Annotated in this window: 10 protein-coding genes; all 10 read right to left on the bottom strand. The window is 59.6% G+C overall.

What is annotated here, in order from left to right; genetic code table 11:
• The 10 genes from mraY to ilvI all read right to left on the bottom strand — a co-directional run bounded on the left by mraY (position 1) and on the right by ilvI (position 11,579).
• Positions 1–1,083 carry a phospho-N-acetylmuramoyl-pentapeptide-transferase gene (mraY, locus tag D781_RS03395; RefSeq protein ID WP_015670914.1) on the bottom strand — a complete coding sequence of 361 codons (1,083 nt, stop codon included), beginning with the start codon at positions 1,081–1,083 and terminating at the stop codon, positions 1–3.
• Positions 1,077–2,438: a UDP-N-acetylmuramoyl-tripeptide--D-alanyl-D-alanine ligase gene (gene murF, locus D781_RS03390; protein ID WP_015670913.1), complete on the bottom strand. Its 1,362-nt coding sequence runs from the start codon at positions 2,436–2,438 to the stop codon at positions 1,077–1,079. The genes mraY and murF overlap by 7 nt, the downstream gene beginning before the upstream one ends.
• The gene (gene murE, locus D781_RS03385; protein ID WP_015670912.1) at positions 2,435–3,922 is read right to left on the bottom strand and encodes a UDP-N-acetylmuramoyl-L-alanyl-D-glutamate--2,6-diaminopimelate ligase; all 1,488 of its coding nucleotides are present in this window, start codon (positions 3,920–3,922) and stop codon (positions 2,435–2,437) included. Before murE ends, murF begins: the two co-directional genes overlap by 4 nt.
• Entirely contained in the window at positions 3,909–5,672 is a 1,764-nt protein-coding gene (locus tag D781_RS03380; protein ID WP_015670911.1) for a peptidoglycan glycosyltransferase FtsI, read from the bottom strand. Before D781_RS03380 ends, murE begins: the two co-directional genes overlap by 14 nt.
• Positions 5,673–5,714: 42 nt before the next feature.
• Complete coding sequence (gene ftsL, locus D781_RS03375; RefSeq protein ID WP_015670910.1) at positions 5,715–6,035, bottom strand: cell division protein FtsL; 321 nt, start codon at positions 6,033–6,035, stop codon at positions 5,715–5,717.
• On the bottom strand, positions 6,032–6,973 hold the full coding sequence (rsmH, locus tag D781_RS03370) for a 16S rRNA (cytosine(1402)-N(4))-methyltransferase RsmH (RefSeq protein ID WP_015670909.1): 942 nt from the start codon (positions 6,971–6,973) through the stop codon (positions 6,032–6,034). The genes ftsL and rsmH overlap by 4 nt, the downstream gene beginning before the upstream one ends.
• A gap of 2 nt (positions 6,974–6,975) precedes the next feature.
• Positions 6,976–7,434, bottom strand: a complete 459-nt coding sequence (gene mraZ / locus D781_RS03365; RefSeq protein WP_015670908.1) for a division/cell wall cluster transcriptional repressor MraZ — start codon at positions 7,432–7,434, stop codon at positions 6,976–6,978.
• 722 nt (positions 7,435–8,156) lie between these two features.
• The gene (gene cra, locus D781_RS03360; RefSeq protein WP_015670907.1) at positions 8,157–9,161 is read right to left on the bottom strand and encodes a catabolite repressor/activator; all 1,005 of its coding nucleotides are present in this window, start codon (positions 9,159–9,161) and stop codon (positions 8,157–8,159) included.
• Between the two features lie 205 nt (positions 9,162–9,366).
• Entirely contained in the window at positions 9,367–9,858 is a 492-nt protein-coding gene (ilvN, locus tag D781_RS03355; protein WP_015670906.1) for an acetolactate synthase small subunit, read from the bottom strand.
• A gap of 2 nt (positions 9,859–9,860) precedes the next feature.
• Entirely contained in the window at positions 9,861–11,579 is a 1,719-nt protein-coding gene (gene ilvI, locus D781_RS03350) for an acetolactate synthase 3 large subunit (RefSeq protein ID WP_015670905.1), read from the bottom strand.
• Positions 11,580–11,974: the final 395 nt, after the last annotated feature.

Below are 11,974 nucleotides of genomic sequence, written 5' to 3'. Positions count from 1 at the left end.
TTAACGTACCTTCAGCGTTGCCAGGCCAATCAGCACCAGCATCAGCGAAACAATCCAGAAGCGCACGATTACGCGCGGCTCCGGCCAGCCTTTCAATTCATAGTGGTGGTGAATCGGCGCCATGCGGAAAATACGCTGACCGCGCAGCTTGAACGACCCCACCTGCAGGATCACCGACAGCGTTTCAACCACAAACACGCCGCCCATAATCACCAGTAAGAACTCCTGACGCAGCAGCACCGCAATAGTGCCCAGTGCGCCGCCCAGCGCCAGCGAACCGACGTCGCCCATAAATACCTGCGCCGGGTAGGTGTTGAACCACAGGAACCCCAGCCCTGCGCCGACAATCGCGGTGCAGACAATCACCAGCTCACCGGCATGCCGCAGATACGGAATATGCAGGTAGTTGGCGAAGTTCATGTTGCCGGTCGCCCAGGCCACCAGCGCAAAACCGGCCGCCACCAGCACCGTCGGCATAATCGCCAGGCCGTCCAGACCGTCGGTCAGGTTGACCGCGTTGCCGGTGCCGACAATCACAAAGTAGGCCAGCAGTACGTACAGCAGCCCCAGCTGCGGCATCACGTCTTTAAAGAACGGCACCACCAGTTCGGTGGCGGGCGTATCTTTACCGACCATGTACATGCTGAACGCCACCGCCAGCGCAATCACCGACATCCAGAAATACTTCCAGCGGGCAATCAGCCCTTTGGTGTCCTTGCGCACCACCTTGCGGTAGTCGTCGACGAAACCGACAATGCCGTAACCCACCAGCACAAACAGCACGCACCAGACGTACGGGTTGGACGGGTAGGCCCACATCAGCACCGAAATGGTGATGGAGGTCAGAATCATAATGCCGCCCATGGTCGGCGTGCCGCGCTTGCTGAAGTGCGACTCCGGCCCATCGTTACGCACCACCTGGCCAAAGGACATCTGCTGCAGGCGGCTGATCAACCGCGGCCCCATCCACAGAGAAATAAACAGCGCGGTCAGCAGGCTGACAATGGCGCGAAACGTCAGATAGGAAAAGACGTTAAAGCCGGAATAATATTTGACCAAATGCTCGGCCAGCCAAACTAACATGCTGCTTTCTCCTGTAACGCGCGTACTACCTGCTCCATCGCGGCACTACGTGACCCTTTGATTAACACGGTAATGACCGCATGTTCCTGCAGTAATTCCGCTACGCGCGCGATTGCTGCTGCTTTATCCTGAAAATGTTCGCCGTTGTTGGCGGCTGCGCTGAGCGCCTGGCTCAGTACGCCTACGCTCAGCACTTTATCCACGCCCGCCAGCCGGGCCGCTTCGCCGACCTGACGATGGCACTCTTCCGCATCATCGCCCAGTTCCGCCATGTCGCCCGCCACCATTACCCGGTAGCCCGGCATCTCCGCCAGCACCTGCGCGGCGGCGGTCATTGAGCCGACGTTGGCGTTATAGCTGTCGTCCAGCAGCAGCTTGCCTTCCGCCAGCGCAATTGGGAACAGACGCCCCGGCACCGCCTGCAGCTGCTGCAGGCCGCAGCGCACCGCTTCCAGCGACGCGCCTACCGACATCGCCAGCGCGGTAGCCGCCAGCGCGTTGGCCACGTTATGGCGTCCCGGCAGCGGCAGCGTAATGTCCGTGCGGCCAAACGGCGTGTGCAGAGTAAACTGCGTGCCGTTGCCGTTCACCGTGATATCGCTGGCGAAAAAGTCCACGCCTTCCGCCGCCTGCGGCGAGAAGCGCCAGACGGTTTGATCCGTCAGCAGATTCTGCCAGCGCGGCCAGTCGTTGTTGTCCGCGTTGATAATGGCAACGCCATCAGCCGGCAAACCTTGAAAAATTTCACCTTTCGCCTGCGCCACGCCGGCCAGTGAGCCGAACCCTTCCAGGTGCGCCGCCGCCAGGTTGTTGACCAGCGCGCTTTGCGGGCGCGTCAGCGCGGTGGTGTAGGCGATTTCGCCGATATGGTTGGCGCCCAGCTCAATCACCGCGAAATCATGCTGCGGCTGCAGACGCAGCAGCGTCAGCGGCACGCCGATATCATTGTTAAAGTTGCCGGCGGTATACAGCACGTCCCCGCACTCGCGCAGGATGGTGGCGGTCATCTCTTTTACCGAGGTCTTGCCCGATGAACCGGTCAGCGCCACCACTTTGGCCGGCACCTGCTGACGCACCCAACCCGCCAGCGCGCCCAGCGCCAGTCGCGTATCCGCCACCACCAGCTGAGGCACCTCTACCGGTAAGCGCTTGCTTACCAACAAAGCGCCTGCGCCGGCGGCAACCGCGTCGGCGGCAAAATCATGCGCGTCAAAACGTTCGCCTTTCAGCGCCACAAACAGGCAGCCTGCGGTCACCTGGCGGGTATCCGTCGTCACTTCGTGAATTTGGCCGTCTGCGCCGATCAACTCGGCGTGCAGCACATCGGCCAGAATGTTGAGGGAAACGGAAATCATGCCATCACCCCCAGCAAACGCGCGACGGTGGTGCGGTCGGAATAATCCAGACGGCGATTGCCCACCAGTTGATAATCTTCATGGCCTTTACCGGCCACCAGCACCACGTCCTGCTCTTTTGCCTGCATCACCGAACTGGTGACCGCTTCGGCACGCCCGTGGATCACCTGCGCCCGGCCGGCGTCCAGCAAGCCGCTCAGGATATCGGCGATGATCGCCTGCGGCTCTTCGGTACGCGGGTTGTCGTCGGTGATCACCACCCGATCGGCAAACTGCTCGGCAATGGCGCCCATCAGCGGACGCTTGCCTTTGTCGCGGTCGCCGCCGCAGCCGAAAACGCACCACAGCTGCCCGCGGCAGTGCAGGCGCGCGGCTTCCAGCGCTTTCTCCAGCGCGTCCGGCGTGTGGGCGTAGTCGACCACAACCGTCGGCTTGCCCGGCGCGTTAAACACTTCCATACGGCCGCAGACCGGCTGTAGTTGCTTCGCGCTGGCCACCAGCGCCGCCAGCGGATAGCCCAGCGACAGCAGCGTCGCCAGCGCCAGCAGCAGATTGCTGACGTTAAACGCGCCCATCAGGCGGCTTTCAATCTCGCCGTCACCCCAGCTGGAGCTGAAACGGAGGGTAGCGCCGTTGTCGTGATAGTCCACGGCGGTGGCCTTCAGCCAGCGGCCGTGGCAGCCCGGCTGCAGATTGTCCTGCATGGTGACCGCCACCGCATCCGGCAACTGCGCCAGCCAGCGCTGACCGACTTCATCATCGGCATTGATAATGGCCTGACCGACCTGATGGTCGGCAAACAGCGACCATTTCGCCGCTTCGTAGCTGGCCATGTCGCCGTGATAATCCAGATGGTCACGGCTCAGGTTGGTGAACACCGCCGCGGCAAACGGCAGCGCCGCCACGCGGCTTTGCACCAGACCGTGGGAAGAGACTTCCATCGCCGCCAGCGTCGCGCCGCGCTCCGCCAGGTCATTTAACACATGCTGTACATCCACCGCCGAACCGGTAGTGTTCTCCGTCGGACACACCTGGCCCAGCAGACCGTTGCCGACGGTGCCCATCACCGCGCTGGTTTCGCCCAGCAGCTGCCCCCACTGCGCCAGCAGCTGGGTGGTGGTGGTTTTACCGTTGGTGCCGGTCACGCCGATCAGACGCAGGCGCTCAGCCGGCTGGTGGTAAAAACGACCGGCCAGCGCCGACAGACGCTGATTCAGTTGGCCGAGATAAATCACCGGCACGCCGTGCATGGTACGAATTTCACCGTCTTCGGCGGCGCCTTCAGCTTCTGCGATCACTGCGGCGACGCCCTGGGCGATGGCTTGCGGAATATAGCGGCGACCATCCGTTTGGTGGCCGTTGACGGCGACAAACAGATCCCCGGCAGCCGCAATCCGGCTGTCTAATATCATTTCCCGCAGCGCGCGCTCGGGGGCCGTAGGCACCCACGGAGCGAGTAGGTCGCGCAAATTACGATCTGCCACCTGAACCCTCTTTTTTATTAATCACTAATTCGCTTTTATCACCGGTGGGCAACGCGTCCGGCTCAACGTTCATGGTGCGCAGTACGCCGCCCATGATGGCGCCAAACACCGGCGCGGAGATTGCGCCACCATAGTATTTCCCACCCTGCGGGTCGTTGATGACCACCACCAGGGCAAAACGGGGCTGACTCGCCGGCGCAACGCCGGCGGTATAAGCGATATAACGGTTGACGTATTTGCCGTCCGGGCCGACTTTCTTCGCGGTACCGGTTTTAATGGCGATACGGTAGCCCTTGATGGCGGCCTTCACGCCGCCGCCGCCCGGCAGGGCCACGCTTTCCATCATGTGCACCACGGTGCGCACCAGCGGTTCAGGGAATACCCGGGTGCCGGCAACCGGCGGATCAACCTTGGTAATCGACAGCGGGCGATAGACGCCCAGGCTGCCGATCGTTGCATAGACTCGCGCCAACTGTAACGGTGTTACCATTAGCCCGTAGCCGAAAGAGAAGGTGGCCCTCTCTATGTCAGACCACCGTTGTTTTTTTGGATATATGCCACTGCTTTCTCCGACCAACCCCAAATTGGTCGCTTTTCCCAGTCCAAAACGTGAGTAAGTATCTACTAACGCTGAGGACGGCATCGCTAACGCCAGCTTGGAAACGCCGACGTTACTCGACTTCTGCAAGATCCCGGTCACCGACAGTTCCGGATAACGCGCCACGTCTTTAATCTCGTGACCGTTAATGCGGTAAGGCACGGTGTTCAGCACGCTGTTTTCTTTCACTACCCCGTGCTGCAGCGCCGTCATCACCACCATCGGTTTTACGGTGGAACCAGGCTCAAAAATGTCGGTAATAGCACGGTTACGCATGGTCTCTTTCGGCGTACCGGCCATATTGTTCGGGTTATAAGACGGGCTGTTGGCCATCGCCAGCACTTCACCGGTGTTGACGTCAATCAGCACCGCGGTGCCGGACTCCGCCTTGTTGAATGCCACCGCGTTATTCAGCTCGCGGTAGACCAGCGCCTGCAGGCGCTCATCAATGCTCAGCGCCAGGTTGTGCGCCGCCTGGCTGTCGACCGAAGAGATATCCTCAATCACGCGGCCGTAACGGTCTTTACGCACCGTACGCTTGCCCGGCTGCCCGGTCAGCCAGTGGTCGAAACTCTTCTCAATGCCTTCAATGCCCTGACCGTCAATATTGGTCACGCCGATAATGTGCGAGGTGACCTGGCCGGCCGGGTAATAGCGGCGCGACTCCTGCCGCAGATAAATCCCCGGCAGCTTCAGCTTGTGAATGTACTCGCCGATCGCCGGATTAACCTGACGCGCCAGATAGACAAAGCGCCCGCGCGGGTTGGCGTTGATACGCTTGGACAGCTGATCGAGCGGAATGCCCAGCGCATCCGACAGCGCCTTCCAACGGTTGTCCAGCGTGATGCCGCCGCGCTCGTTCAGCTCCTTCGGATCCGCCCAGATGGCGTTCACCGGTACGCTGACCGCCAGCGGCCGCCCGGCGCGGTCGCTGATCATGCCGCGTGCCGCCGGCACCTGCTGTACGCGCAGCGAACGCATATCGCCTTCTTTCACCAGCCGATCCGGGCTGATGACCTGCAGATACGCCACCCGCAGCATCAGCCCGACCAGCGCCAGCAAAATACAGCCGCACAGCAACGCAAAACGCCAGCTGACAAAGCTGGCTTGATCTTCCTGGCGCTTCAACTTACCGGGGCGTGCTGCTTTCATGCGTTCCCTTTTTGCTCCGTTTCATTGCGTCGGTTAAACCACTCATTGTTTAACGATGATATTTTCTTGCGATGGATCGACGTGCTGCATCTGCAGCTTCTCAATCGCCGTGCGCTCCACGCGGCTGTGGTCGCCCAGCGCATTTTCTTCCAGGATCAGGTTGCGCCACTCGATATCCAGCGCATCACGCTCCAGCACCAGCTGCTCGCGCTCGGCGGTCAGCAGGCGGGTGCGGTGCGCGGTGGTCACCACCAAAATGGCGGAAACCAGCACGGCTATCAGCAAAATCAGCGGGATCTTGGCGTTACGCAGCAAATCGCCGCCGATAACCCCGACCAGCCCATGGCGCTCATTCCCAATCACTCGGACACCCTCTCGGCAATGCGCAGCACCGAACTGCGCGCACGTGGATTTTCAGCCACCTCTTCAGCCGGCGGCATCATCTTGCCCAGCGACTTCAGGCTGCGGCCGCCCAGCTCGCGCAGCTGCGCATCGGTCAGCGGCAGCCCCGCCGGCACCTGCGCGCCGCGGCTGTGGTGACGCATAAAGCGTTTTACAATCCGGTCTTCCAGCGAGTGGAAGCTGATGATCGACAAGCGCCCCTGCGGCGCCAGCACGTCCAGTGCGCCTTCCAGCGCGCGCTCGATCTCTTCCAGTTCGCTGTTGATATAAATACGGATGGCCTGGAAGCTGCGGGTCGCCGGGTGCTTGTGCTTTTCTTTGAACGGGCTGGCGGCGGCAATCAGCTCGGCCAGCTCTTTGGTGCGCGTCATCGGCTCGGTTTTATTACGCTCGACGATGGCGCGGGCGATACGCTTGGCGAAACGCTCTTCACCGAAGGTTTTCAGCACCCAGGCGATATCTTCCGCTTCGGCTTTCAGCAGCCATTCCGCAGCGGACTGGCCGCGCGAGGGGTCCATGCGCATATCCAGCGGCCCGTCACGCATAAAGGAGAAACCGCGCTCCGGATCGTCGAGCTGCGGTGAAGAGACGCCCAAGTCCAGCAGAACGCCGTCGATCTGCCCTTCCAGTCCGCGCTCCCGCACATAATGCGACAACTCGGAGAACGGGCCATGTACGATGTTAAAACGAGGATCTTCAATAGATTTGGCGGCTGCAATCGCCTGCGGATCGCGGTCAATCGCCAACAAACGTCCTTCCGGCCCGAGCTGGGACAGAATCAGACGAGAATGGCCACCGCGACCAAAAGTACCGTCGATATATATGCCGTTACTGCGGATGTTGAGGCCGTTAACCGCCTCATCCAACAGTACGGTAGTGTGTTTATAATTTTCCAACATGCTTATAGTGACAAGTCCTGTAGCCGCTCAGACAACGGTTCCTGAGACGACTGTTCAGCGTCAATATCATCCTTGACTTGTTGATACCAGGTCTGTTCATCCCACAGTTCAAACTTGTTGAACTGACCGACCAGCATCACTTCTTTCGTTAGCCCGGCGTGTTGGCGCAGCGTGCTGGCTATCAACAACCGCCCGGCATTATCCATCTGACACTCGCTGGCATGTCCCAACAGCAAGCGCTGTACGCGGCGCTCCGCAGGGTTCATGCTCGACAGACGGGATAATTTTTGTTCAATCACTTCCCATTCGGGCAACGGGTAAAGCAGCAGGCAGGGCTGATGGAGGTCAATGGTACAGACCATTTGGCCTTGCGATTCCTCGTTCAGCGAGTCCCGGTAACGGGTTGGTACGGCAAGCCGCCCCTTGCTGTCGAGGTTGACCGTCGTCGCCCCTCGAAACATTCCTGAGCTACCCCTTCGTGACCTTTTTCACCACTTTACCCCACAAATTCCCACATAAAGGAGTTTACGGAGGGTATTAAAACCTTGTCAAGCCAGAGCGGCGGTGCTTTGGCAATATTTCTCTGTCCGTTTTGGGAGCTGACTCGCGAAAGGAACTCTTTTTATTCGACAATAAAAAATTAACACCATGATAAACGAGGAGAATTTTTTGAAAGGAAAGTAGGCGGTTAACAATCTGACAAATTGGCGATTAATTAGCTCAATACTTTCTTCTGTAATCGAAGTCTCATTTTTCACTGATTATTTCTTCCCGCGGCCCCCTGCCCAAACCCGCGGCGGCGCAGGCCTGCGGCACGGCGCCTCCCCGCAGGCGCTGTCGTTAACGCCTGCTGTTAATTATCTCAGGCGGCCACAATCCGAACGCGGGGGCATTATTTTACTGCAATTAAACGGCGAATGCCGAGAGGGGAAAATAAAATAAATGTTTTGACGAATATCAGGCGGGCTAATTGCGATTTAAATCATATTGCTAAGATTATTCCCAAAAAAAACCTTGCAACACCACAGCATTTTCTTACATGTTTATTCCTATCGTTTTTGGCATTTCAATTAGAAAAACGCACGAAATTCACAACCCACTGTTTTGTATGGTATTTACTAAAGGATTGGGGAAGATGCGCCTGACGACAAGGGAACGGCACGCCGCTCCCCTGCCTTGGCGGTTACTTTCTGCTCAGGCTACCGCGACGGAACAGATTACGACGAATGCGCGTCAGGCCCGGCTTCGGCTTACGCGGCTCATCCAGGCTAGCCAGCACCAGTTCCAGCACCCGCTCCGCCACGTCGCGGTGACGCTGCGCCACCGCCAGCACCGGACACTCCAGGAAATCCAGCAGCTCATGGTCGCCAAACGTGGCGATCGCCAAATCGGTCGGCAGACGCCCCTGTTGCTTGAGGATGACGTCCATTACGCCCTGCAGCAACGAAAACGAGGTGGTGAACAGCGCCTGCGGCATCGGGTGAGTTTGCAGCCAGTTAGCGAACAACGCACCTGCGGCTTCGCGCTCATAACTGTTGGCATACAGGTAATCCACCTGGCGCTCATCGTCCTGCCAAGCCTGACGGAAGCCCTGCTCACGCAGGAAGCTGACCGACAGTTCCGGCAGCGCGCCCAGATACAGCACCGACTCTGCCGGGAAGGTACGCAGTTCCTGCGCCAGGGTAAAAGCGTCTTCCTGATCGGCGCCGACAACGCTGATGAAGTGTTCGCGATCCAGCGCGCGGTCCAGCGCAATGATCGGCAGCGAGCCGTTCGCCCAGCGCTGATAGAAGGGATGCTCCGGCGGCAGCGCGGTCGAGACGATAATCGCATCGACCTGACGCTGCAGCAGGTGCTCAATGCAGCGCATTTCGTTGTCCGGCTGATCCTCTGAGCAGGCAATCAGCAACTGGTAGCCGCGCTGACGCGCCTGACGCTCCAGATAGTTGGCAATACGCGTGTAACTGGTGTTTTCCAAATCGGGGATCACCAAACCGATGGAACGTGTCCGACCGGCGCGCAGCCCTGCCGCCACGGCGTTCGGATGATAATTATGCTCCCTGACCACGGCCATCACTTTTTCGACGGTTTTATCGCTGACGCGATACTGCTTCGCCTTGCCGTTGATGACGTAACTGGCCGTAGTGCGCGAAACGCCTGCGAGACGCGCGATTTCATCCAGTTTCACGTTAACCCCTTACTGATGCTGAAAATAGAGAGTGAAGGCTGCCCTCAGCAAATATCGCAGCCATGCGATGATTCAATCCGGCTTCACGATCTAACAGCAGAAACCTCTACCGGGCAACCGATTTTGCCGCCAGGCGCCGGTAAACGGGCAACTTTTACCACCGGATAACCTGAAGCGGGGCGCCGATGCCCCCGCTCCCGTCCTCTCAGCGCATGATTTTATCGCCGCGCGAGACGCCGACCACCCCGGAGCGCGCCACCTCAACGATTTCCGCCACCTCGCGCACCGTCCCGAGGAAAGCGTCCAGTTTGTCGCTAGTCCCCGCCAACTGCACGGTGTACAGCGTCGCGGTCACGTCAACAATCTGCCCGCGAAAAATATCGGCGCAGCGCTTCACCTCTTCACGGCCGTAGCCGCTGGCCTGCAGCTTGACCAGCATGATTTCCCGCTCGACGTGCGCACCCTGCGCCAGTTCGCTGACGCGCAGCACATCCACCAGCTTATGCAGCTGTTTCTCAATCTGCTCCAGCACCTTCTCGTCGCCGACGGTCTGGATGGTCATGCGCGACAGCGTCGGATCGTCGGTCGGCGCCACCGTCAGGCTTTCAATGTTGTAGCCGCGCTGGGAAAACAGCCCGACCACGCGCGACAGGGCGCCGGATTCGTTCTCCAACAATACAGATAAAATACGGCGCATGATCAGGTCCTCTCCGTTTTGCTCAGCCACATTTCGTCCATGCCGCCTCCGCGGATCTGCATGGGGTACACATGTTCGGTTTCATCGACGGTCACATCGACAAACACCAGTCGTTGCTTCTCCGCCAGCGCCTGCGCCAGCTTACTTTCCAGCTCATCCGGGGTGCGGATGGCGATGCCGACATGTCCATAGGCCTCGGCCAGCGCAACGAAGTCGGGCAGCGACTCCATATAGGACTGCGAATGGCGGCCGGAATAGATCATATCCTGCCACTGCTTCACCATGCCGAGGTAACGGTTGTTCAGGTTCACCACCACCACCGGCAGGTTGTACTGCAGCGCGGTGGACAGCTCCTGAATATTCATCTGGATACTGCCGTCGCCGGTTACGCACACCACGGTTTCCTCCGGCAGCGCCAGCTTCACCCCCAGCGCCGCCGGCAGGCCGAAGCCCATCGTGCCCAGGCCGCCGGAGTTGATCCAGCGACGCGGCTTGTCGAACGGATAATACAGCGCGGCGAACATCTGGTGCTGGCCGACGTCAGACGTTACATAGGCGTCGCCTTTGGTCAGGCGATGCAGCGTTTCGATCACCGCCTGCGGTTTGATGGTGTCGCCGTTCTTGTCATACCCCAGACAGTCGCGCGCGCGCCACTGCTCAATCGACTGCCACCAGTCGCGCAGCGCGTCAAAGTCCTGCGGCCTGTCGCTCTGCGCCAGCAGCTCCAGCATCTGCGCCAGCACCTGCTTCGCATCGCCGACAATCGGAATATCCGCATCCACGGTTTTAGAGATGGAGGTCGGGTCGATATCAATATGCAGTACGGTGGCATCCGGGCAGTATTTCGCCAGGTTGTTGGTGGTGCGATCGTCAAAGCGCACGCCGACGGCAAAAATCACATCGGCGTGGTGCATGGTCTTGTTAGCCTCATAGGTGCCGTGCATCCCCAGCATGCCGACGCTCTGGCGGTGCGTGCCCGGGAAGGCGCCCAGCCCCATCAACGTACAGGTGACCGGCAAATTAAGACGCTCCGCCAGCGTCACCACCTCCGTATGGCACTCGGCATTGATCGCGCCGCCGCCGACATACATCACCGGTTTTTTCGCCGCCATCAGGGTATGCAGGGCGCGTTTGATCTGGCCGCGATGCCCCTGCACCGTCGGGTTGTAAGAGCGCAGGCTGACTTCCTGCGGATAGGCGTAAGGCATACGCACCGCCGGGCCGACGATATCTTTCGGCAGGTCAATGACCACCGGGCCGGGACGGCCGCTGGCAGCCAGATAAAACGCCTTTTTCAAGACGCCGGGAATATCTTCGGTGCGTTTGACCAGGAAGCTGTGTTTCACCACCGGGCGTGAGATCCCCACCATATCGCACTCCTGGAAGGCGTCGTAGCCAATCAGCGAGCTAGGCACCTGGCCGGAAAGCACCACCATCGGAATGGAGTCCATATAGGCGGTGGCGATACCGGTAATCGCATTGGTCGCCCCCGGGCCGGAGGTGACCAGCACCACGCCGACCTCGCCGGTGGCGCGCGCGTAGCCGTCGGCCATATGCACCGCCCCCTGCTCGTGGCGCACCAGTACGTGGTCGATTCCGCCCACCGTGTGCAGGGCGTCGTAAATATCAAGCACCGCCCCGCCCGGATAACCGAATACATGTTTAACGCCCTGGTCGATCAGCGATCGCACGACCATTTCGGCTCCTGACAACATCTCCATGGGTTTGCCTCCAGGCTTACTTATACTTGTCTGGCGCCGGAACGTGGCGCCTGCTCATCGGGTGATAACCGACGTAATGCGTTTCCCGCTTACCCATCGCCGCGCAGAATAGGTCATGAATATAAAGCGGCCAACCGGCGCTCATGCCGGAAAATGGCGGGTATAGAATCCCTTAACATAACGTCAGTATATGAGGCAGGCAAACGACAATGCGGCGGCGAGAAACGGCCAAAATGGCTCTCGATCTGGCATTTGGCGGAGGGTTAAAACAATGCACTAGTCAACGGCGGATGTGGCTAGGCATTGTTTCATGAATGGCGGGAATTACAGAACTAAATCAGGCTGACTGTATGCCGCTTTTTTCAGCAGCGACGGCGATGCAACCACCGTCGACC

It is taken from the genome of Serratia sp. FGI94 (assembly GCF_000330865.1).
In the GTDB taxonomy this organism is placed as follows: domain Bacteria; phylum Pseudomonadota; class Gammaproteobacteria; order Enterobacterales; family Enterobacteriaceae; genus Serratia_B; species Serratia_B rubidaea.
This window is presented reverse-complemented; position numbering and strand designations above follow the sequence as displayed.